We start from the raw sequence: 22,466 nt of genomic DNA, 5'->3' as shown, positions 1-22,466 counted from the left end.
GTCATATCAGCGCCCCGGCTCGTCGTTCCAAAGATATTTATGCAGCTGCAATTGCAGGCGCACCGGCAGGTTATCCGCCACCACCCAGTCCGCCAGGTCCCGGGCGCTCAAATCGTGGTGGCTCGGCGACAACAACACTTCGCCGGCCCGCTGGTCGAGCCCGTACTGGATCAGCTTGGACACGGCCCAGTCGTAATCTTCCCGCGAACAGATCACGAACTTGACCTGATCGTTGGGTGTCAGCAGCTCGATATTCTCGTAACGGTTGCGGTGCGCTTCCTTGGAGCCTGGAGTCTTCAGGTCCACGACGCGACTGACACGCGGGTCGACGGCCGAGATATCCAGGGCGCCGCTGGTTTCCAGAGAGACCTCGTAACCGGCATCGCACAACTGCTTGAGCAAAGGGATGGCGTTGGGTTGCGCCAGTGGCTCGCCGCCCGTGACGCAGACATAACGCGGACGATAACTGGCCACTTGCTCCAGGATATCGTCGAGGGTTCGCAAGGTGCCGCCGCTGAACGCGTAGGCACTGTCGCAGTATTGGCAACGCAACGGGCAACCGGTGAGGCGCACAAATACTGTGGGCAGCCCAGCCGTCCGCGTTTCACCCTGCAACGAGTAAAAAACTTCGGTGATTCTCAATGTGTCTTGCATAGTCGCCACGGGCGTAACAGCTAAACAGGCTGTCCGCCTCCGTCAGGCACTTCAAGGAACCCCGCCAACGCGCAGATCCCAAAAAGCGTGTTTCATAAAAAGGGCGTGAATTCTAACGAAAAAACCCGCGACAGGCGCGGGTTTCTTCAAAACGGGTCAAGCCAGCTTACATGCGTTGCAGATCACGCTGGGCCAACTGGGCGGCGGATGTACCCGGATATTGGGCCACCACCTGCTGCAGAATGCCTTTTACCTTGTCAGTGTGACCGAGGCGGCGCTCTACATCAGCCAGCTTGTACAGCGAATCCGGCACCTTGGCGTGCTTGGGATACAGCTGCGAAACCTTGGCGAACGCCTGGCCGGCACCTTGCAGGTCGCCCTTGGCCAGGTTCACTTCGCCCAGCCAGTATTGGGCATTGCCCGCGTACTGGCTGTTTGGGTATTTGCGCAGGAAAGCGGCAAAGGCCTGGCTGGCCTTGTCGAAATCCTTGGCCTTGATCAGGTCGAAGGCAGCATCGTAATAGAGCTTTTCCTTCGCCGGATCAGCCGGCTCGCCACCGGCGGCAGGTGCTGCGGGAGCGGCAGCCCCCGCGCCTGCGGCTGCACCGGGGGCGTTCAAGTCGCCACCGGCAGGAGAATTCTCAGGAGTCGCGGCAGGTGCAGGTGCAACGCCGGTTCCTATGCGCCGATCAAGATCCTGGTATCGCTCCAGGTTTTCCTGCTTCATGCGCGAAATATCATTCTGCAGAACTTCGATCACGCCTTGCTGGCGCGAAAGCTGATCCTGCATTTGCTGGAGCTGGTTGAACAGCTCGCCCTGTGCCGAGACAGGGGCCGAAACCCCTCCCCCGGCATAGGCGCCGTTCGTACCGTAACCTGCAGGCGGATAGCTGCTCCCGCTATTGTTATAGCCGGCATCGTTATCGACCACAGGAACCGCAGCCCACGCCGCAAGCGGCGCGAGGCTGAGAGCCAGAACAGTTACAGCACGACGGCACGTTCGCATGACGAATTACTTACGCAGTTCGACGCGACGGTTTTGAGCCCAGGACTGCTCGTCGTTGCCGGTAGCAACTGGACGCTCTTCGCCGTAGGAAACCAGTTCCAGCTGAGCTGGGGAAACACCTTGCAGTACCAGGTAGCGTTGAACGGCTTTCGCACGACGCTCGCCCAGTGCCATGTTGTACTCACGAGTACCACGTTCGTCGGTGTTGCCTTCCAGAACAACGCGAGCGCCGTTCGACTTCAGGTCCTTGGCGTGAACGTCCAGAGCGCGCATGGCTTCTGGCTTCAGGTCCGAGCTGTCGTATTCGAAGTAGAAGGTGGTGATTGCGCGCAGAGCAGCTTCTTCGCTCAGGGAGCCGTCAACTGCACCGGTGTTAGCGCCGTAACCAGCGTTTGGATCAACAGCGCCTTCACCGGCATTGTCGCCGCCTTTGGACGAGCAACCTACAGCTACAGCCATGGCCAGAGCCAGCGCAGCAAATTTACCAAACTTCAGCATTTCCATCGTGAAACTCCTAATGAACCCCAGTGTGTTAAGTAAAACGTATAGCGCCGCGTCAGTTCAGGTAAGGGGACCAGGACGGTTCTCTGACTTCGCCTTGAGCGGTAGGAAGCGGGAGCCTCACGCGTCCATTAATGGACACGAGCATCAAGACTCCCCGGCCCTGCTGGCGGGTGGCGTAGATTACCATGGTGCCGTTGGGCGCAACAGTGGGTGACTCGTCCAGAGTGCTATCAGTGAGGATTTTTACGCTACCGCGCTGCAAATCCTGGGCCGCCACCTTGAAATTAGTGAAACCATCCTGGCGATGGATCATTACCAGGGTCTTTTCGTCCGCCGACAGTTTAGGGTTGGCGTTGTAGTTACCGACGAACGTCACGCGTTCGGCACCGCCACCACCAGCACTGGTCTTGTAGATCTGTGGCTTGCCGCCCCGGTCGGAGGTGAAGTAAATGGTCGAGCCATCCTTGCCCCAGAACGGTTCGGTGTTGATGCCCGGGCCATTGGTGACGCGGGAGATCGAACGCGAAGCCAGGTTCATCACATAGATGTCCGGGTTACCGTCCTTGGACAGCACGAACGCCAGGCGCGAACCGTCCGGCGACCAGGCTGGCGCGCCGTTCAGGCCTTCGAAGTTGGTGATCTGCTCACGACGACCGGTGTCGATGTGCTGCACGAAAATACGCGGACGCTTCTGCTCGAACGAGACATAGGCGATGCGCTTGCCATCGGGGGCGAAGCGCGGCGACAGGATTGGCTCGCGCGATTGCAGCAAGGTTACTGCGCGGGCACCGTCATAGTCGGAGCGCTGCAGGGTGTAGCGGGTGTTGTTTTCGGAGAAGCGCTCGGCCGTCACGTAGAGCATGCGGGTAGAGAACGCGCCCTTGATGCCGGTGAGCTTCTCGAACGACTGGTCGGCGATGTAGTGCGACATGTCGCGCAACTGATCGACGCTGCCCGACACGCTGCCGGTCAGCACTTGCTGCTCGGTGGCGACGTTGAACAGGGCGTACTGCACCTGCAGGCGACCGCCGGCCGGAACGATGCTGCCGACCATGATGTACTGGGCGCCCAGGGCCTTCCAGTCACGGTAGATGACTTCGCTGGCCTGGGTCGGCAGGCTGATCATGTTCTGCTTCGGAATCGGCGCGTAGTAACCCGAGTTGCGCAGGTCGTTGCCGATGATTTCCGCCATGTCGTCCGGCAGGACGCTACCGCCCTGCCAGCCGAACGGTACGACGGCGATCGGGGTCGCCCGGTCGCTGCCGCTGGTGACCAGGATGTTCTTTTCCTCTGCTACCGCTATCCCTGCCAGGCAGCAGATAACGACCAGCATTGATCGAAGAAGGTTTCTCACAAGGCTAGATCCTCAGGTGTGAATGTCATCTTGAATGAACGATAGGGAGCAAAGTCGCTCGGTTTCATTCCTTGCATTTCCGTCAATCGCCCAATGTTCTTGACCGCTGCGACCGCCGAAGCGTCGAACGGACCGTCACCACTGGACTTGGCGACGCTGACCGAGGTAACCGTACCGTCGGGCAACATGCCGATTTGCAATACTACCGTCATGCCTTTGCGCGCCGAAGGTGGACGAGCCCAGCCTTCCGCCGCTCGTGCGCGAATCAGATCATCGTAGCTGCCGGCGACTTCATCGCCCTGCTCATCAGCCAAGGCCTGCTGGCGCTCCGGCGTGTCGGAAAGCAGATCTGCCAAGGCCTGGGCCTTTTTGTCTTCGGCGGATTTACGCGCTGCGTCCTGGGCCTTTTTCTTGGCGGCGTCGGCGGCGGCTTTCTTCTTCGCGTCTTCGGCGACTTTCTTTTTCGCCTCTTCAGCTTCAGCTTTCTTCTTGGCGTCTTCGGCCGCTTTTTTCTTCGCGTCCTCGACGATCTTTTTCTTCGCTTCTTCAGCGGCCGCTTTCTTGGCCTCTTCTTCAGCGGCTTTCTTGGCTTCTTCTTCGGCCTTCTTCTTGGCTATATCAGCCAATTGTTTCTCTTCTGCCTTTTTGGCCTCGGCGGTTTTCTTCGCTTCGTCGGCTTTCTTGGCTTCGTCAGCCTTTTTCGCCTCGTCGGCTTTCTTCGCCTCATCGGCCTTCTTGGCTTCCTCGGCCTTTTGAGCCGCTTCCTCTTTCTTTTGTTCCGCGGCCTTTATCGCTTCCTGCTCGACCTTCTTCTGCTCCATCTGCTCGACTTCAGTCTGGCGCGCGGCGGATTTCTTCGCCTCACCGGCAAGCTTCTGGTTGGTCTGGGTGGTGGCCTGGCTTTTCGACTTGAGCTGGTACAACGTCGCCTGCACGATCGGCTTGGCCGGCGGCAGCTCAGGGGTCATGGCAAAACTGACGAACAGCATGCCGAATACCAGCACGTGCAGGCCGATTGCCAGGACACTAGGCCAGAAGTAGCTTTCCGAGGCGGACGGCTCTCGCTGTTGCTGCATCAGGGCGCCTCAGTGATCAAGCCAACATTACCGACCCCGGCTTTCTGCAGGCCGCCCATGGCGCCCATCACGGCACCGTAGTCGACGGTCTTGTCACCGCGAATGAAGACCTGGGTGCGCTTGCCGTTACTGTTGCCGGCATTGATGATCTTCGTGACCGCATCGGTCATCTGCGGCAAGGTCATGGCCCGGTCCTGCTGCTTCTCGGTGTCGACTTCGCTGCCAAGGTTCCAGTAGTAGGTCTTGTCAGCCTTGATCGAAATGGTCAGTACCTGGGTGTTGTTGTCCTGCGGCAAGGCTTCGCTGGAAACCTTGGGCAGATCGACCTTCACGCCCTGATTGAGCATCGGCGCGGTCACCATGAAGATGACCAGCAGCACCAACATCACGTCGATGTAAGGCACCACGTTCATCTCGGCAACCGGCTTGCGCTTGTTTCGGGCTCGAGCGATTAAAGCCATGGGGAAATACCTGCTTATTCTTCGCTGGTGTGCACTTTGCGGTGCAGGATCGCCTGGAATTCATCGGCGAAGGTGTAGTAACGGCTGGTCAGCGCTTCGCTGCGGGCAGCGAAGCGGTTGTAGGCGATCACCGCCGGAATGGCCGCGAACAGGCCGATGGCGGTGGCGACCAGTGCCTCGGCAATACCCGGGGCCACGGTGGCCAGGGTCGCTTGTTGGGCAGAGGCCAGGCCACGGAAGGAGTTCATGATCCCCCACACGGTGCCGAACAGACCGATGTACGGGCTGACCGAACCGACGGTGGCGAGGAACGACAGGCCCTGTTCGAGTTTTTCTTCCTCGCGGGAGATGGCCACGCGCATGGCACGGGCCACGCCTTCCATCACCGCTTCCGGGTCAACGCCTGGCTGCTGGCGCAGACGGGAGAATTCCTTGAAGCCGGCACGAAAGATCTGCTCCACGCCCGAATCCGGGTCCGGGTTGCTCCCGGCCTGACGGTAGAGCTTGGACAGGTCGATGCCGGACCAGAAGCGCTCTTCGAAGCTCTCCAGGGCACGGCGACCGGCGCGCAGCATGTTGCTGCGCTGAAAGATCATGATCCATGAGGTCACCGATGCGGCTACCAGGATCAGCATTACCAACTGCACCACGACGCTGGCATTGCTGACCAAGCTCCACATGGAGGTATGGTCGACGACGTTAGCTTCCACGCTTTATCTCCTGCTCTGAGTGTGTACCCGCGCCGCTCACGCCGGCAAAGGCCGCACGTAGAGCTTCGGGAATGGCCCGGGGTTTCAAACTATGGGTGCGCACACAGGCCACCAAAAACTGCCCTTCACAGAGCAGCACGTTATCCGTAGCCCGCCTGACCTGCTGCTTGAAACGCAGGCTGACACGGTTCAATTCGATGACATCGGCACTTACCAGCAACTCGTCGTCCAGTCGCGCCGGCGCGTGGTAGCGCGCTTCGCTGGAATGCACGACGAATAACAGGTCCTCCCCTGCCAGCGCGGATTGGGCGAAACCCAGTTCCCGCAGCCGTTCGGTTCGAGCCCGTTCCATAAACTTGAGGTAATTGACGTAGTAGACGATGCCCCCAGCATCGGTGTCCTCGTAATAAACGCGACAGCGATGTGCGAACGACTCCAGCCCGTTTTGCGCGCGCATACTCTAGTGCTTACTCCTCAGGTTGCCAATCGGCCAGGCAACTGTTTTTTCATTCTCGAACGCATTGACGCTCCAGGCGTCGTCTGGGACAGCACGAACTGGAAAAAAGTCGGCGTACAGAGCTCGTTCAATCGTCCACGGCATCGAGGAATTCGTCTACCACCGGCATCTCACCCATTCGTGTCGGGATGTTTAAGCCAAAATGCAGATAAGCATGACGGGTCACCACGCGCCCCCGAGGGGTACGCATGATATAGCCCTGCTGGATCAGGTACGGTTCCAGCACATCTTCAATGGTGTGGCGCTCTTCGCTGATGGCCGCGGCCAGGCTGTCCACGCCCACCGGGCCACCGTCGAACTTCTCGATCATGGTCAGCAGCAGGCGCCGGTCCTGGTGGTCGAAGCCACGCTCGTCGATGTCCAGCAGGTTCAACGCCAGGTCGGCAATCGGTTTGGTGATGTGGCCCTTGGCCCGGACTTCGGCAAAATCCCGGACCCGGCGCAGCAGGCGGTTGGCGATCCGCGGCGTACCCCGGGCACGCCGGGCGATCTCATACGCACCGTCCGGGTCCAGCGGCAACCCGAGGATGCCCGCCGAGCGGCTGACAATCGTCGCCAGGTCGGCGTTGTTGTAGAACTCCAGGCGCTGGACGATACCGAAACGGTCCCGCAAGGGGTTGGTCAGCATGCCGGCGCGGGTGGTGGCGCCCACCAGGGTAAAGGGCGGCAGGTCGAGCTTGATGGAGCGTGCCGCCGGCCCTTCGCCGATCATGATGTCGAGCTGGAAATCTTCCATGGCCGGGTACAGCACTTCCTCGACGATCGGCGACAGCCGATGGATTTCGTCGATGAACAGCACATCATGGGGCTCAAGGTTGGTCAGCAGCGCCGCCAGGTCACCCGGCCGCTCGAGGACCGGCCCCGATGTGCTCTTGATCGAGACGCCCATTTCCTGGGCAATGATGTTGGCCAGGGTGGTCTTGCCCAGGCCTGGCGGGCCGAAGATCAAGGTGTGGTCCAGCGACTCGCTGCGCCCACGGGCGGCCTGGATGAACAACTCCATCTGCTCGCGCACGGTCGGTTGGCCGATGTAGTCGGCCAGGCTGACTGGACGAATCGCGCGGTCCTGGATTTCCTCGCGGTCACGGGGCGCGCCCGTGGCGGCGATCAGGCGGTCAGCTTCAATCACTTAAATCATTCCCTTCAGGGCACGGCGAATCATGTCTTCGGTACTCAGGCCTTTTTCCTTGATCGCAGAAATCGCCTTGCTGGCTTCCTGCGGCTTGTAGCCCAGGGAGATCAGCGCGGTGACCGCATCGTTTTCGGCGCTGACCGCTGGCGTCGGCGCGTCCGGCTGGTTCGGTTGATTCGGCACTAAGGCGAACATCGCCGGCACCGCCTCCCAGGCCTTGAAGCGGTCCTTGAGTTCGACCAGTAGGCGCTCGGCGGTTTTCTTGCCCACACCCGGCACCTTGGTCAGGGCCGAGGTGTCCTGGGATTGCACACAACGCACCAGCTCATCGACTTCCAGGCTCGACATCAAGGCCAGGGCCAGTTTCGGGCCGACGCCATTGAGGCGGATCAGCTCGCGAAAGAAATCCCGCTCGCGCTTGCCGACGAAGCCATAGAGTAACTGCGCATCCTCGCGCACGACCAAATGGGTGTGCAGGGTCAGCGGCTCGCCGACCGACGGCAAGCGATACAGCGTGGTCATGGGCACTTCCAGCTCATAGCCCAGGCCGTTTACATCCAGAATCAGGTGCGGCGGCTGTTTTTCAGCCAGGGTGCCGCGCAAGCGTCCAATCACGTTTCAGATCCTTGGGTGCTGGCCAGCCTGCTGGCTGGCGATATCAACACGAGCATAAAGGCCGACGACACAGGCGCAAGATGCTCGGGCTCACGAAAGATTGCGCTGATGCTATCAGAGACGCAGGCGCCCGCCACGACTGCGTGCGGTTCCCAGGCCGTGAGGCAGCAGGCTGGAACGGGTATGGGCATGGCAAATGGCAATGGCCAGGGCGTCGGAGGCATCGATCTGCGGCTTGCTGACCAGTTTCAACAAGTGCATCACCATCATTTGCACCTGCTCCTTGTTCGCCGCCCCGGTTCCGACGACCGCCTGCTTGACCTGGGTCGCGCTGTACTCGGCGATCTCCAGGTTTTCCTCGGCGCCCGCCACGATGGCTGCGCCCCGGGCCTGCCCCAGCTTCAAGGCCGAGTCGGCGTTGCGCGCCATGAAAACCTTTTCGATGCCCATGGTGACCGGGCCGTATGTCTGGATGACCTCGCGCACGCCGCGATAAACGATCTGCAAGCGCTCATGCAGTTCACCCGCCCCGGTGCGGATGCAACCAGACGCGACGTACACGCAGCCACGCCCGGTATCGCGAACCACACCGTAGCCGGTGATGCGCGAACCGGGGTCGATACCAAGGATTAAAGTCATAGCGCCTGCGGTTTGAAGGGGGGTTATCCAGACCTGTGGGAGCGAGCTTGCTCGCGATGGCGTTGGATCAGCAAGCTCAGTGTTGACTGATGTACCACTATCGCGAGCAAGCTCGCTCCCACAGGTTGATCATTGGCCATCGTCAATATTTGAACAGGCCTTCTCAGCCCAGCTGTTCAGCCACCGACTCCGGAATGTCAGCGTTAGAGTAGACGTTCTGCACATCGTCCAGGTCTTCCAGCATGTCGATCAGCTTGAGCACCTTCTCGGCGCCTTCCAGGTCCAGTTCGGCACTGGTGGTCGGCTGCATGACGATTTCCGCGTCGGCAGGCTTGAAACCGGCGGCCTCCAGGGCGTTGCGCACGGCATAGAAGCTGGCGAACGAAGTGAACACGTCGAACGAGCCGTCATCGTGGCTGACCACGTCATCGGCGTCGGCCTCCAGGGCCGCCTCCGTCAGGGCATCTTCATCGAGGCCCGGCGCGAAGCTGATCTGCCCCTTGCGCTCGAACAGGTAAGCCACCGAACCATCGGTGCCCAGGTTGCCACCGCATTTGCTGAACGCGTGACGCACGGCGGCGGCAGTACGGTTGCGGTTGTCGGTCATGCATTCGACCATCACCGCCACGCCGCCCGGGCCATAACCTTCGTAGGTCAGCTCTTCAACGTTGTCAGCCTCGGTGGCACCCGCGCCACGGGCGATGGCCCGGTCGATGATGTCGCGGCTCATGTTGGCACCCAGCGCCTTGTCCAGGGCCAGGCGCAAGCGCGGATTGGAACCCGGGTCGCCGCCACCCTGGCGGGCCGCGACCGTCAGCTCACGGATCCACTTGGTGAAGATCTTGCCTCTCTTGGCATCCTGACGTTCTTTGCGGTGCTTGATGTTCGCCCACTTGGAATGACCTGCCATAACTCGCTCCGTTTCTCTTTGGAACATTGCCCGCCCTGCGCGTGCGCAGTGGCCGGCAATCAGAAATATCGACTCCAATGAAAAGGCGCATCCGAAGATGCGCCCTCTCAGGTGCCAGCCTTACTCAGCCTTTGGCTGTTCACGCAGACGAATGTGCAACTCGCGCAACGCCTTGGCATCCACCACACCCGGCGCCTGGGTCATGACATCGGCCGCGCTCTGGGTTTTCGGGAACGCGATCACTTCACGGATCGACTGGGCGCCGGTCATCAGCATCACCAGGCGGTCCAGGCCGAAGGCCAGGCCACCGTGGGGCGGTGCACCGTACTTCAGGGCGTCGAGCAGGAAGCCGAACTTCTCTTCCTGCTCAGCTTCGTTGATGCCCAGCAGGCGGAACACTGCCTGCTGCATTTCCTTGCGATGGATACGGATCGAACCGCCACCCAGCTCGGTACCGTTCAGGACCATGTCATAAGCGCGCGACAGGGCGGTGGCCGGGTTGGCCTCCAACTCCTCAGGCGAGCACTTCGGCGCGGTGAACGGGTGGTGCAGCGCGGAGAAGCTGCCGTCGTCGTTTTCTTCGAACATCGGGAAGTCAACGACCCACATCGGCGCCCACTCGCAGGTCAGCAGCTTCAGGTCGTGACCCAGCTTGATGCGCAGCGCGCCCAGGGCTTCGCTGACGATCTTGGCCTTGTCGGCGCCGAAGAACACGATGTCGCCGTCAACCGCGCCCACGCGATCGAGGATCACATTGAGGTTGGCTTCAGGGATGTTCTTCACGATCGGCGATTGCAGGCCATCAACACCCGCGGCGCGCTCGTTGACCTTGATGTAGGCCAGGCCCTTGGCACCGTAGATGCCGACAAACTTGGTGTAGTCGTCGATCTGCTTGCGCGGCATGCTTGCCCCGCCAGGAACACGCAGGGCCGCGATACGGCATTTCGGGTCGTTGGCCGGGCCGCTGAACACCTTGAAGTCGACGTCCTTGAGCTGGTCAGCCACGTCCACCAGCTCCAGCGGGTTGCGCAGGTCTGGCTTGTCGGAACCGTAGCGGCGCATGGCCTCTTCGAAGGTCATGTGCGGGAACTCGCCGAATTCCAGGCCCAGCACTTCCTTGAACAGGTTGCGGATCATGCCTTCGGTCAGGCCCATGATGTCTTTTTCGTCGAGGAAGCTGGTCTCGATGTCGATCTGAGTGAACTCAGGCTGACGGTCGGCACGCAGGTCTTCGTCGCGGAAGCACTTGGCGATCTGGTAGTAGCGATCGAACCCGGCCACCATCAGCAGCTGCTTGAACAGCTGTGGCGATTGCGGCAAGGCGAAGAAGCTGCCGGGGTGGGTACGGCTCGGCACCAGGTAGTCGCGGGCGCCTTCCGGCGTGGCGCGGGTCAGGATCGGCGTCTCGACGTCGAGGAAGCCGTTCTCGTCCAGGTAACGACGGATGCTGGTGGTCATGCGCGAACGCAGGCGCAGCTTCTCGGCCATCTCCGGGCGACGCAGGTCGATGAAGCGGTAGCGCAGGCGGGTCTCTTCGCCCACGTCGGAGTACTCGTTGAGCGGGAACGGCGGGGTTTCCGATTCATTGAGCACTTCCAGCTCGTAACCCAGCACTTCGATCATGCCGGACGCCATGTTGGCGTTGCCGGCACCGGCCGGACGCAGGCGCACCTTGCCGGTGATCTTGACCACGTATTCGCTGCGCACGCGGTCGGCGGTGGCGAAGGTGTCAGCGCGGTCCGGATCGAACACCACCTGGGCCAGGCCTTCACGATCACGGATATCGAGGAAAATCACCCCGCCATGGTCACGGCGACGATGGACCCATCCGCAAAGAGTAACTTCCTGACCTTCCAGGCTTTCGTTCAGTTGGCCGCAATAATGGCTGCGCATCATGGTAGTGGTTTCACTTCTCGTAATTCGAAATTCGGTTGGAGGACCTGCCCGTGCAAGCACTCGCGCGTGTTCAACTCAATCAGCTTTGTCGCCACCGGCCAAATTCTTCTTGGCGCCGGTCTTGAAGTCGGTTTCATACCAGCCTGTGCCGCCGAGGCGGAAACCAGGCATGGACAGCATCTTTTTCAGTTCTGGCGCCTGGCAGGCAGGGCAGTCGACCAGCGGTGCCGCGCTGATCTTTTGAATGGCTTCCATCTGATGACCACAGGAAGCACATTGATAGTCGTACATCGGCATGGGGTTGTCTCGGCGATCAGGTTACTCGCGCAAAGGCTGGGCTTTGCGGCAAAGAGCGGGATTATATCCATTAAATGCGGCCTGTGCAGCCGTAAGCGCACAGGCCATTGCCGGATGCTGTGTAGGAGCTGACGAGTGCAACGAGGCTGCGATCTTGCCCCAGACACTTGAGTCGCAAGCGCAAGATCAAGATCCAAAGATCGCAGCCTTCGGCAGCTCCTACGCCGCACCATGATCCATCCCGGTTTCCTTCAAACTGTGCACCACGCAAACCACACGCACCAGCGCGCTGAAATTGCGCACCCCGCCATGACGCAGGTGCACCTCCCTGTCGACATGGGACAGCAACGTACTGATGGAGCAGCTGTTGAGCTGGGCCATGTCGCCGAGGATATCCCAATAGACCTGTTCCAGCCGCAGACACGTGGCGAACCCGTTCAGACGAATGGACCGGGCCAGGGGACGCACCAACCCCATATCGAACCCCCTGACGAACGGATCGACGCTGATGGGCTGGAAACGCCCATGCACACCCTCCCCCGGTTCTTTTCCTTGAATCATACCGTTGACACTCCTTTGCCATACGAACCTCTCAGTTGGAACACTCCATCTGTGGCTCTATGGAAGCTCAACGGCATCGCCAGTTCCAGACGACTTTATGACCATGGACGTAGGACAAGCCAACAGCTGGCAGGCGACGAATTACGTCGTCCTACACGCCGCACGCAGGGAATATTGCCCACGCCACGTCATCACCTGCCGGGAGTTACTGCCCCTCCAGCAACGCGCGCAGCATCCACGCCGTCTTTTCGTGAACCTGCATGCGCTGGGTCAGCAGGTCGGCGGTGGGCTCATCGCTGACCTTGTCCAGTAAAGGAAAGATGCCACGGGCCGTGCGCGTCACCGCTTCCTGGCCTTCGACCAACTGCCGGATCATGTCTTCGGCGCCAGGCACGCCTTCCTCTTCTTTAATAGAAGACAAGCGCGCGTACACCGAGTAAGCCCCCGGAGCCGGGAAACCCAGGGCGCGGATTCGCTCGGCAATCAGGTCCACCGCCAGGGCCAGCTCGTTGTATTGCTCCTCGAACATCAGGTGCAGGGTCCGAAACATCGGCCCCGTGACGTTCCAATGGAAATTGTGGGTCTTGAGATACAGCACATAGGTGTCCGACAGCAGGCGCGAAAGCCCGTCGACGATGGATTTGCGGTCTTCTTCACTGATACCGATATCAATTGCCATGTTGGTTGATCTCCTGACGGTGATGAATTCGACAACGCCCCAAACTCTAGTGGTTTTGGCCGCCTATGGCCTGCGACAGATCGCCAGCCCTCCTGAACCGACAAGCCGGGACAGCGGGCGGTTCCGACACCCTGGGGAATTCAACGCCGTTTACCTGCACCTTCAAGCACCGGCGGGTCTTTTTCGGCCGACGAACAGCGCGGTACGCGCCCGTAACGAGTTTGAGAAGGCCGGGGCTTTGCTGTTAAATAGGCAGTGTGTCGCTACGCCTATTTTCCCGGGCGTGGCGCATAGGCTGATTCGGGTACGTGTCCAACGCCTCTCATTGTTTCGAAGCGAACCGCACCCGACCAGCTCTTCCTTGTGACCTGTCTTAACCGTGAGCCAATCAAAATGTTGAAAATCGTCCACTTGCTAATGGGCGCAGCTGCCCTGCTGCTGTCCTTCATCCCTAGCCTGGGTTCCGAAGCCACACCTTACCTGCAACACCCCGATGCACTGTACCTGGCCTTTTTCGGCCTGCTCAACCTGACCCTTGCACCTGTTATCCCTTACTGGAACAAAGGTCCACGCCACCAACTGCAAAACCTGGTCAGCGCCCTGCTGGTGCTGGCCGTTGCCCTGCAAACCCTGGCCCTGCTGGCGCCTATGCCGGAAATCGGCGGCCAACCGGCCATTCTGTTCAGCCTGGGTGCAGCACTGCTCGCCGTGGCACTGCACCTGGCCGTCAGCTTCTACAAGAAGTCGTCGCCGACCGCCGCTGCACAGAACTACGACATGTCCAACCGCGATACCGGCACGGTGAAGTGGTTCAACACGTCCAAAGGGTTCGGCTTCATCTCCCGCGACTCCGGCGATGACATTTTCGTGCATTTCCGGGCCATTCGTGGCGAAGGCCATCGCGTCCTGGTGGAAGGCCAGCGCGTGGAGTTCTCCGTGATGAACCGCGACAAGGGCCTGCAGGCCGAAGATGTGATCGCCGCGCTGCCGCGCCGCTGATCCAGGCGTAAAAAAACCGCGATGCAGCCTGGCTGCTCGCGGTTTTTTATTGCCCGTCAAACGAGCGTCGGGCCCAATCAGTAGTGAGGCGGCGGCGCCTCTTCTTCGAACGACTCGAACTGCCCGGCCATTTCTTCCTGGCGCTTGAGCAACGCCGCCATCTGCAGCTGCAGGCGCTCGACGATCCGCTGCTGCTCCACAAGTACATCGTTCAATGCCTGGATGGTGTCATCCTGAAACGCCAGGCGGCTTTCCAGCTCGGTTACACGGTCTTCAAGGTTCATGGTTCAGCCCTCCAGAAACTTGAAATCATCGGTCAAGGCCACTCGCAACCGTTCACGAATGGCCGCGACCTGCCCTGCATTATAGGGCTGGGCCGGGTGCTTGCCCCAGACCGGCGCAGGCCAGGCGGCGTCATCACGCTTGCGCACGATGACATGCATGTGCAATTGACTGACGACGTTACCCAGGGTTGCAACATTCATCTTGTCGGCGTCAAACGAATCCTTGAGGGTTTCGGCCAGCGCCGTGGTTTCTTTCCACAGCTGTTGTTGATCGGCGTCATCCAATTGAAACAATTCGCTGATATCTTCCCGCCGCGGTACGAGGATGAACCACGGATAGTTCGAATCGTTGGACAAGAGCAACCGGCACAACGGGAAATCACCGATGGGCAATGTGTCTTGTTGCAGTCGTGGATCTAAAGCGAACACCGCGTGTACTCCTCGCTCGTTATCGGTTCTGCCCGGTTTGGCGGCCCGTAGGCCTGCATCGGACTCAGATGCGCAGCATACCCGCGAACGCCGGATCGATCACTGCGTACCGTCCCGATGCCCGGCCTTCGAGTGATTTTTTTCAACAGGCGGCATCAAGCCGTGCAAGCTGACGCACCAACACGGCGCAGACGGCATGACGGGGTCTCGAGAGGACCGTGCCAGAGCTCGAGCAAGGCATCGAGGCTGTAAGATTTTCGTACAGCTTGAAAATTTTTTGCACCAAAACAGCACAGTGCGTCTACGCTCAGTGCACAAAGTATCCGTGATTTACTCACTGGGTAGGGTGAACCGGTAACGTTTTTGGTTGTCTTGCCACGTTTTTCGATGTCCAACACGAGAGCCGCACACGAGTCAACCCTATTTAAAACAAGGCCTTTGGAGCCCGGTTTCATGAGGTTTCACCGCGTCAACCGTTCAAATGTGAAAAAAATGTAAAAGAAATACGGGTTTGAGCATGCTTGTTGCATTCATACTCGCACTGTCCAAAGGGCTCGCCGGAAGCGGGAACCTGCCGACATACAAAATTAAAGTGGCAAGGCTGCCCTCAGGAGCTTCAAGCGCGGTAATGACGGACTCTTTACACCGATGCCGGAAAGAAAAACAACATCAAAGTTGTGAATACGGTTGCGTCGGAGCAGCAGAAATACGACATGGATCGAGCCATTGGCGACATGGTCGTAAAGAAGCTGAAAGGTTGAATGGGCAAGTATCGCCAAAGAATGTCGACGTGATATAAGTTTGCGCCGACACAAAAAGAAAGAGCCGCCCAGATAAAAAAACAGGTGGGACGGCAGTACTCTTCTAAAAACCAAAGGAGCAAATCACGATGCGCGTGATGAAGTGGAGCATGATCGCACTGGCTGTATCGGCCAGTACCTCGCAGTTCGCAATGGCCTCTTCCCAGGAAGAATCCAAGGGCTTTTTTGAAGATCAGAGCTTGAACGTTCTGAGCCGTATGCTGTACATGAACCGTGACTTCAAGAACAACTCAAGCGCCTCACAAAGCTATCGTGAAGAAACTGGCCTTGCCGTGCGTGCTACGTACGAGTCTGGCTTCACCCAAGGTACCGTTGGTTTCGGTGTGGACGCCTTGGTCAACAGCATGGTCAAACTGGACAGCGGCCGTGGCCGTACTGGTAATGGCATGTTCGGTGCCGATAGCGAAGGCCGGCCAGAAGACACCCAATCGATCGGTGGCGGTGCAGTCAAGTTCCGTATCTCCGATACCGTCCTGAAGTACGGCAGCCAATACGTTGCCAGCCCTGTCTTCTCCACCGATGACAGCCGTCTGCTTCCAGAAGTCGCCACCGGGACCTTGATCACCAGCAAGGAAATCAAAGGTCTGGAACTGAGCGCTGGTCGGTTTACCGCGATCAGCGGACAGAATCACATGGGGCACGACAGCATCAACGGCACGGGCTTGAAATCCGCAGACATTGCTGGTGCAACCTACCAATTTACCGACAATTTTGTAGCCGGTGTAGCTGCTTCGGATATCGAAGACTACTACAAAAAGAAATACATCAACCTGAACTATACCCTGCCGATTAACGAAGATCAGTCCCTGAACTTCGACTTCAACGGCTATGATACAAAGAGCCAGGGTCAGGAACTCAGCGGTGACGTTGACAACCGCATCTGGTCCCTTGCAGCAGCCTACAGCATCGGTGCTCACAAATTCACCTTGGCCCACCAGCGCTCCACTGGCTCCAGTGGTTACGCCTACGGTGCTGACGGCAATGGCACTATCTTCCTCGCCAACTCCATCCAGTACTCCGACTTCAACGGCGAAGACGAGCGCTCCTGGCAGGCTCGTTACGACCTGAACATGAAGACTTACGGCGTTCCTGGCCTGAGCTTCATGACTCGTTACGTCAAAGGTGACAACATCTCCACTGCTGACGGTGAGGGTAAAGAGCACGAGTTGGATTTCGAAACCAAGTACGTTATGCAGAGCGGCCCAGCGAAAGACCTGTCTTTCCGCGTTCGTAGCGCGTTCTACCGTGCTAATACCTCTTATAACGACATCAACGGCAACGACAACAACGACTTCCGCGTAATCGTCGAATACCCACTGAGCATCTTGTAATTCAGTGCTAGTTCGATAGCTGCACCCGCAACAAACAAAAACCGCTCACCTGATCCAGGTGAGCGGTTTTTTTATATCCACCGCATGTCAGCTTTAACGCAACTTGTTAATTAGCAAGCTAACTAACCATAACCTGACCCTAGCGCCAAGTTATAGTCGAATATTATTGCGCTGGCCCTTCCTGAACCACCCGAATCACTCGCTGTGGAAACGGAATATCAATACCCTCCGCCTTCAAGCGATCCCGCGCCTGTTCATTGAGCATGAACATCACGTTCCAATAATCCGCCGTCTTGACCCAAATGCGCAGCGACACGGTGATGGAACTGTCGCCCAAGGTGGAAATCACCGCTTCAGGCGCTGGATCAGCCAGCACGCGCTCATCCTTGGCCAACGCCAACAACACTTCCCGGGCTTTTTGCAGGTCAGCCTGGTAATCCACGCCGACATCAAACACAACCTTGCGGGTCGGCTGGCGATTGGTGTTGGTGATGATACCGTTCGACAGATTGCCGTTTGGCACGATAACGGTCTTGTTGTCACCGGTGCGAATCACGGTGTGGAAGATCTGGATGCTGTCGACCGTACCGGCCACACCCTGGGCTTCGATCCAGTCACCGATGCGGAACGGGCGAAACAGCAGGATCAGCACGCCACCGGCGAAATTCGCCAGGCTACCTTGCAAGGCCAGGCCAATCGCCAGGCCGGCGGCACCGATGGCAGCGACGAACGAAGTGGTTTCCACACCGATCATCGAAGCGACGCTGACGATCAGCAATATCTTCAGGATGATGTTGGCCAGGGTACTGATAAACCCTTGCAGCGCCAGGTCGGCGTTACGCAAAGCCAGCAGCGCGCCCAGTTTCTGCGTCACTTTGTTGATCAACCACCAGCCGATGGCCAGGGTGATGACGGCCAGCAACACGCGGCTGCCGTATTCCATGACCAACGGAATCCAGGCTTGGGAAGCCTTGACCAGGTTGTCCACTTCAGCGTTCAAGTCCATCTTTCTCTCCTATTCCTGTTGCACGCAGCATTTTGTGGCGCGCAAGCCTGGGAGTTGTGTAGGAGCTGTCGAGTGCAACGAGGCTGCGATCTTTCCCCAGACACTTGAGTCCCAAGCGAAAGATCAAAAGATCAAAAGATCGCAGCCTTCGGCAGCTCCTACACAAGCCCGGCGGGAGCAAGTCCCCTCGCCACAGTGTTTCCCTATAACCGAAGGGGTCAGTCGCGGAAGTTATTGAATTGCAGGGGCATGTCGAATGCCTTGGCGCGCAATGCCGCAATGGCTTCCTGCAAGTCGTCACGCTTCTTGCCGGTGACCCGCACCTGCTCGCCCTGGATGGCGGCTTGCACCTTGAGCTTGGCGTCCTTGATATGAGCGACGATCTTCTTCGCCAGTTCCTTGTCGATGCCTTCCTTGAGCACGGCTTCCTGTTTCATCAGCTTGCCCGAGGCATAGGCGTCCTTGACCTCAAGGCACTGCACGTCGATCTTGCGCTTGACCAGCGCCAGCTTGAGGATCTCGATCATCGCCTCGAGCTGGAAATCGGCTTCGGCGGTCAGGTTCACGGTCAGGTCTTTTTCCTTGAACTCGAAACTGCCCTTGCCCTTGAGGTCATAACGACGGTCGAGTTCCTTGACGGCGTTTTCAACCGCGTTGGTGACTTCGTGCTTGTCCAGTTCGGATACCACGTCGAATGACGGCATGTAGTGTTCTCCAAATAAAAAGGCGCGCCAGTATCAACGGCGCGCGCTTGGCTTGTGGTTAAAATCGGGCTCATTATAACGGCTCTTTTCCTGCCGACACTGCGAGCCCCCAGATGCCTGCGCCAATCCGAGTAAAAAACTGATGTCCACCACCTGGCATGTGCTGGGGGCCGGCAGTCTCGGCACGTTGTGGGCCACGCGTCTGGCCCGGGCCGGGTTGCCGGTGCGGCTGGTGCTGCGCAACGAAGCGCGTTTGCAGGCCTACCGCAGTGCCGGCGGCCTGACGCTGGTGGAACAGGGCCTGGCGCAGAGCTACCCGGTGCCTGGCGAAACGGCGGACAGCCCGGAACCGATCAGGCGCCTGCTATTGGCCTGCAAAGCCTACGACGCAGAAGCGGCCGTGGCCTCGGTGGCCCATCGCCTGGACGCCGAATCGGAACTGATCCTGTTGCAGAACGGCCTCGGCAGCCAGGACGCGGTGGCCAATTGCGTACCCCAAGCCCGGTGCATCAGCGCCTCCAGCACCGAAGGCGCGTTCCGCGACGGTGACTGGCGCGTGGTGTTCGCCGGCCACGGCTACACCTGGCTGGGCGATCCTGCTCACCCAGTGGCGCCGTTCTGGCTCGACGACCTGACCGCCGCCGGCATTGCCCACGAATGGAGCGCCGACATCCTCACCCGGCTCTGGCGCAAGCTGGCACTCAACTGCGCAATCAACCCGCTGACCGTGCTGTACCACTGCAAGAACGGCGGCTTGCAGGAACACCGCTGCGAAGTGGCGACCCTGTGCGCAGAGCTCACCGACCTGCTCGAACGCTGCGGCCAGCCCGCGGCGGCCGAAGAGTTGCAGCCGGAAGTCGAACGGGTGATCCAGGCCACGGCCGCCAATTACTCCTCGATGTACCAGGACGTCGCCAATCGGCGCCGCACCGAAATCAGCTACTTGCTCGGTTACGCCTGCAAGGTCGCCCAACGCCATGAACTGAGCGTGCCGCACCTGGAACAACTGCGCCAGCGACTGATTGTCCACTTGCACAACCTCGGATTGCCCAGCGACTGAGCAGCGGCTACGCTGGCCCTCGTATTCCTTCTTAGCGACGAGTCTGATGCCATTGCGCCAGCGCCTTGAAAACCTCCCGGTCGGCCAGAAACTGCTGGCCGCCCTGTTGGTGTTGTTGACCACTGTCCTGCTGGTGGCCAACCTGACCTTTATCAGCGCCGCCTACTACATCTCCCAGGAAAGCATGGCGCCCCAGGCCCTGCAGACCATTGGCCGGCTGGTGGCCAACCCGAGCCTGATCTCCGACGCCCTGCAATCGCCACAAAGCGCCCAACGCTTGCTCGACGAGCTCAACAGCTACGCACCGCTGCGGGCGGCGGCACTGTACGACGGCCAGGGCGAACGCTTGGCGCAGCTGCAACATGCCGAAAAACTCAAGCTGCCGGACCATTACCGCAATATGCAGGCTTGGCAGGCCGGTGAATTTCGCAGCAACCAGGTCATTACCCTGCCCCGTCCCGGCACGCTGCCCGGCCATTTGCTACTGGTGGCCAGCAGCGAATTGCCGACCGCATTCTACACCGGCACCCTGACTGCCAGCCTCGGCATCCTGATTTTCAGCGTGTTGCTGTGGCTGATCATTGCCCAGCAGATCAAGCGCCTGATCACCCAGCCGATTCATCAACTTGAAGAACTGTCACGCCAGGTCACCCGCGAAGAGAACTATGCCCTGCGTGCCGCACGCGGCAACCACGATGAAATCGGCAGCCTGGCCGAGGCGTTCAACACCATGTTGTCGCGGATCGAAGCCCGGGAGCAGCAACTCAAGCGCGCCCGGGACGACTCCCAGGCCGCCTACGACCAGGCCCAGGGCCTGGCGGAAGAAACCCGTCATACCAATCGCAAGCTGGAGCTGGAAGTCCAGGTGCGCAGCAAGATCGAGAAAAAACTCACCGGCTTTCAGAATTACCTCAACAGCATCATCGACTCGATGCCGTCGGCACTGATCGCCCTCGATGAACAGCTCTATGTCACCCAATGGAACCAGGAAGCCAGCGCCCTCTCCGGCACACGGTTGGACGAGGCGCTGAACCAGCCGATTTTCCTCGCCTTCGAACCGCTCAAACCCTACCTACCGCAGCTCAAGCAGACCGTCGAGCAGCACACGGTGGCCAAGATCGAACGCGTCACCTGGACCAAGGACGACGAAGCCCGGCACTACGCCCTCACCTTCTACCCACTGATGGGCGGCGCCGGGCGTGGCGTGGTCATCCGGATCGATGACATCACCCAGCGCCTGTCGCTGGAAGAAATGATGGTGCAATCGGAGAAAATGCTCTCGGTCGGCGGCCTCGCGGCGGGCATGGCCCATGAAATCAACAACCCGTTGGGGGCAATCCTGCACAACGTGCAGAACATCCGCCGACGCCTGTCGCCGGACCTGCCCAAGAACCTCGAACAGGCCGAGCTGCTGGGTATCCCGTTAGAGGAGGTCAATCGATACCTCCAGGGTCGGGAGATCCCGCAGTTGCTCGACGGCATCCAGCAGGCCGGCGCCCGGGCGGCGAAAATCGTCACCCACATGCTCAGCTTCAGTCGTCGCAGCACCCGGCAGATGGCGCCTTGCGACCTGCCGGCGCTGATCGACCAAGCGGTGGAAATCGCCGGCAACGACTTCGACCTGGCCATTGGTTTCGATTTCAAGGGCCAGGCGATCATCCGTCAATTCGACCCGAACCTGGGCCCGGTGCCCGGCACAGCCAACGAGCTGGAACAGGTGCTGCTCAACCTGCTGAAAAACGCCGCCCAGGCGATCCATCAACGCCAGGACGACAGCGAACCGGGACGCATCATCCTGCGCACACGGTTGAATCCGCCGTGGGCGGAAATCCAGGTCGAGGACAACGGCATCGGCATGAGCGAGAACGTGCGCAAACGCACCTTCGAGCCCTTCTTCACCACCAAGGAGATCGGCCAGGGCACGGGCCTTGGGCTGTCGGTCTCGTATTTCATCATCACTAACAACCACAAGGGCCAGATGGAAGTGCAGTCGGCGCCGGGCCAAGGCACCTGCTTCACCTTGCGCCTGCCCCTGGCGGGCACTTCGCTGGTGCCGCAGGAAAACAGACAACTGGAGCGCTGAGCATGGGTTTTCGCCTGTCGAAGATTTACACCCGCACCGGCGACAAAGGTGAAACCGGGTTGGGCGATGGTCGCCGCGTGGCAAAGGACCACCCACGGGTCGAGGCCATCGGCGAAGTGGATACGCTGAATAGCCAACTGGGGTTGTTGCTGGCCGGCCTGGCCGCTGAAATGGGTCGATACCCGGCACTGAAGGAGGTCATCGAGGTGCTGAAACCTTGTCAGCACCGGCTGTTCGATCTCGGCGGCGAACTGGCCATGCCGGCCTATCAGGCGCTGAACATGGCAGAAGTCGAGCGACTGGAAACCGCGATTGATGTGTGGAACGAGGAATTGGGGCCGCTGGAAAATTTCATCCTGCCCGGTGGCTCGGCGCTGGTGGCCCAGGCCCACGTCTGCCGCAGCCTGGCCCGCAGCGCCGAACGACGTTGCCAGCAATTGAACGCCATGGAGCCGCTGGCCGGGCCGGGGCTGGCCTATATCAATCGGTTGTCGGATCTGCTGTTCGTGGCCGCGCGGGTCATTGCCCGACGGCAAGGGGTGGCGGAGGTGCTTTGGGTGGCGGCGGCCAAGCCTGAGGGCTGAATCGTTCTTGAGGCCGCCATCGCGAGCAAGCTCGCTCCCACACTGGATCTTCGGCGTTCACAGAACCCTGTGGGAGCGAGCTTGCTCGCGATGGCGTCAGCGGTTACACCACAAAATCAAGCCCCAGGCCAAAACGCCCGAATCCCCGCCACAC

25 protein-coding genes are annotated in these 22,466 nt (G+C 59.7%); 5 read left to right on the top strand and 20 right to left on the bottom strand.

Going from position 1 to position 22,466, the window contains the following annotated elements; genetic code table 11:
• Positions 1-6: 6 nt before the first annotated feature.
• The 16 genes from queE to LQ215_RS21540 form a co-directional block, all read right to left on the bottom strand.
• Positions 7-654: a 7-carboxy-7-deazaguanine synthase QueE gene (queE, locus tag LQ215_RS21615; protein WP_003205025.1), complete on the bottom strand. Its 648-nt coding sequence runs from the start codon at positions 652-654 to the stop codon at positions 7-9.
• 166 nt (positions 655-820) lie between these two features.
• A complete protein-coding gene (ybgF, locus tag LQ215_RS21610) occupies positions 821-1,660 on the bottom strand; it encodes a tol-pal system protein YbgF (RefSeq protein WP_038856000.1) in 840 nt (279 codons plus the stop codon).
• A gap of 6 nt (positions 1,661-1,666) precedes the next feature.
• Entirely contained in the window at positions 1,667-2,164 is a 498-nt protein-coding gene (gene pal, locus LQ215_RS21605) for a peptidoglycan-associated lipoprotein Pal (protein WP_003205029.1), read from the bottom strand.
• A gap of 52 nt (positions 2,165-2,216) precedes the next feature.
• Positions 2,217-3,518, bottom strand: a complete 1,302-nt coding sequence (gene tolB / locus LQ215_RS21600) for a Tol-Pal system beta propeller repeat protein TolB (RefSeq protein ID WP_003205031.1) — start codon at positions 3,516-3,518, stop codon at positions 2,217-2,219.
• Complete coding sequence (gene tolA, locus LQ215_RS21595; protein ID WP_003205033.1) at positions 3,515-4,594, bottom strand: cell envelope integrity protein TolA; 1,080 nt, start codon at positions 4,592-4,594, stop codon at positions 3,515-3,517. The genes tolB and tolA overlap by 4 nt, the downstream gene beginning before the upstream one ends.
• Complete coding sequence (gene tolR / locus LQ215_RS21590) at positions 4,594-5,046, bottom strand: protein TolR (RefSeq protein ID WP_162254906.1); 453 nt, start codon at positions 5,044-5,046, stop codon at positions 4,594-4,596. Before tolR ends, tolA begins: the two co-directional genes overlap by 1 nt.
• Positions 5,047-5,069: 23 nt before the next feature.
• On the bottom strand, positions 5,070-5,765 hold the full coding sequence (tolQ, locus tag LQ215_RS21585; RefSeq protein WP_003205035.1) for a protein TolQ: 696 nt from the start codon (positions 5,763-5,765) through the stop codon (positions 5,070-5,072).
• On the bottom strand, positions 5,755-6,222 hold the full coding sequence (ybgC, locus tag LQ215_RS21580; protein ID WP_025215227.1) for a tol-pal system-associated acyl-CoA thioesterase: 468 nt from the start codon (positions 6,220-6,222) through the stop codon (positions 5,755-5,757). Before ybgC ends, tolQ begins: the two co-directional genes overlap by 11 nt.
• 127 nt (positions 6,223-6,349) lie before the next feature.
• Complete coding sequence (gene ruvB, locus LQ215_RS21575; protein WP_003178599.1) at positions 6,350-7,411, bottom strand: Holliday junction branch migration DNA helicase RuvB; 1,062 nt, start codon at positions 7,409-7,411, stop codon at positions 6,350-6,352.
• The gene (ruvA, locus tag LQ215_RS21570) at positions 7,412-8,029 is read right to left on the bottom strand and encodes a Holliday junction branch migration protein RuvA (RefSeq protein ID WP_230152505.1); all 618 of its coding nucleotides are present in this window, start codon (positions 8,027-8,029) and stop codon (positions 7,412-7,414) included.
• Positions 8,030-8,143: 114 nt separating this feature from the next.
• Positions 8,144-8,668 carry a crossover junction endodeoxyribonuclease RuvC gene (ruvC, locus tag LQ215_RS21565; RefSeq protein ID WP_003178595.1) on the bottom strand — a complete coding sequence of 175 codons (525 nt, stop codon included), beginning with the start codon at positions 8,666-8,668 and terminating at the stop codon, positions 8,144-8,146.
• 163 nt (positions 8,669-8,831) lie between these two features.
• Positions 8,832-9,578, bottom strand: a complete 747-nt coding sequence (locus LQ215_RS21560) for a YebC/PmpR family DNA-binding transcriptional regulator (protein WP_230152504.1) — start codon at positions 9,576-9,578, stop codon at positions 8,832-8,834.
• 120 nt (positions 9,579-9,698) lie between these two features.
• On the bottom strand, positions 9,699-11,474 hold the full coding sequence (aspS, locus tag LQ215_RS21555; protein ID WP_230152503.1) for an aspartate--tRNA ligase: 1,776 nt from the start codon (positions 11,472-11,474) through the stop codon (positions 9,699-9,701).
• Between the two features lie 75 nt (positions 11,475-11,549).
• Entirely contained in the window at positions 11,550-11,771 is a 222-nt protein-coding gene (locus LQ215_RS21550) for an FmdB family zinc ribbon protein (protein ID WP_003178589.1), read from the bottom strand.
• Positions 11,772-11,990: 219 nt separating this feature from the next.
• Positions 11,991-12,332, bottom strand: a complete 342-nt coding sequence (locus tag LQ215_RS21545; RefSeq protein ID WP_230152502.1) for a ribbon-helix-helix domain-containing protein — start codon at positions 12,330-12,332, stop codon at positions 11,991-11,993.
• Positions 12,333-12,537: 205 nt separating this feature from the next.
• On the bottom strand, positions 12,538-13,011 hold the full coding sequence (locus tag LQ215_RS21540) for a Dps family protein (protein WP_014339923.1): 474 nt from the start codon (positions 13,009-13,011) through the stop codon (positions 12,538-12,540).
• A 393-nt stretch (positions 13,012-13,404) separates the two neighbouring features.
• Here LQ215_RS21540 and LQ215_RS29540 point away from each other — a divergent pair, with 393 nt between their 5' ends.
• Entirely contained in the window at positions 13,405-14,010 is a 606-nt protein-coding gene (locus tag LQ215_RS29540; protein WP_092201468.1) for a cold-shock protein, read from the top strand.
• 77 nt (positions 14,011-14,087) lie between these two features.
• Here LQ215_RS29540 and LQ215_RS21530 read toward each other — a convergent pair whose 3' ends face one another.
• Together LQ215_RS21530 and LQ215_RS21525 are read right to left on the bottom strand one after the other, a co-directional pair.
• A complete protein-coding gene (locus LQ215_RS21530; protein WP_230152501.1) occupies positions 14,088-14,294 on the bottom strand; it encodes a SlyX family protein in 207 nt (68 codons plus the stop codon).
• A gap of 3 nt (positions 14,295-14,297) precedes the next feature.
• On the bottom strand, positions 14,298-14,723 hold the full coding sequence (locus tag LQ215_RS21525) for an HIT family protein (protein ID WP_003205052.1): 426 nt from the start codon (positions 14,721-14,723) through the stop codon (positions 14,298-14,300).
• 889 nt (positions 14,724-15,612) lie between these two features.
• On the opposite strand from LQ215_RS21525, the gene LQ215_RS21520 reads away from it, so the two are divergent.
• A complete protein-coding gene (locus LQ215_RS21520) occupies positions 15,613-16,875 on the top strand; it encodes an OprD family porin (protein WP_230152500.1) in 1,263 nt (420 codons plus the stop codon).
• Between the two features lie 163 nt (positions 16,876-17,038).
• On the opposite strand, the gene LQ215_RS21515 is transcribed toward LQ215_RS21520, so the two are convergent.
• Entirely contained in the window at positions 17,039-17,881 is an 843-nt protein-coding gene (locus LQ215_RS21515) for a mechanosensitive ion channel family protein (RefSeq protein WP_230152499.1), read from the bottom strand.
• A 218-nt stretch (positions 17,882-18,099) separates the two neighbouring features.
• Positions 18,100-18,585, bottom strand: coding sequence for a YajQ family cyclic di-GMP-binding protein (locus tag LQ215_RS21510; RefSeq protein WP_186706362.1), 486 nt, complete (start codon positions 18,583-18,585; stop codon positions 18,100-18,102).
• 142 nt (positions 18,586-18,727) lie between these two features.
• Between LQ215_RS21510 and LQ215_RS21505 the strand changes: the two genes are divergently transcribed.
• From LQ215_RS21505 to LQ215_RS21495, 3 genes are read left to right on the top strand one after another with little or no spacing between them, the layout of a single operon-like run.
• The gene (locus LQ215_RS21505) at positions 18,728-19,645 is read left to right on the top strand and encodes a putative 2-dehydropantoate 2-reductase (RefSeq protein WP_230152498.1); all 918 of its coding nucleotides are present in this window, start codon (positions 18,728-18,730) and stop codon (positions 19,643-19,645) included.
• A 46-nt stretch (positions 19,646-19,691) separates the two neighbouring features.
• Positions 19,692-21,728, top strand: coding sequence for a sensor histidine kinase (locus tag LQ215_RS21500; RefSeq protein ID WP_230152497.1), 2,037 nt, complete (start codon positions 19,692-19,694; stop codon positions 21,726-21,728).
• Between the two features lie 2 nt (positions 21,729-21,730).
• Positions 21,731-22,312: a cob(I)yrinic acid a,c-diamide adenosyltransferase gene (locus LQ215_RS21495; RefSeq protein ID WP_230152496.1), complete on the top strand. Its 582-nt coding sequence runs from the start codon at positions 21,731-21,733 to the stop codon at positions 22,310-22,312.
• The last annotated feature ends 154 nt before the right edge of the window (positions 22,313-22,466 follow it).

This window comes from Pseudomonas brassicacearum (assembly GCF_918698105.1).
Classification (GTDB): domain Bacteria; phylum Pseudomonadota; class Gammaproteobacteria; order Pseudomonadales; family Pseudomonadaceae; genus Aquipseudomonas; species Aquipseudomonas brassicacearum_F.
This window is presented reverse-complemented; position numbering and strand designations above follow the sequence as displayed.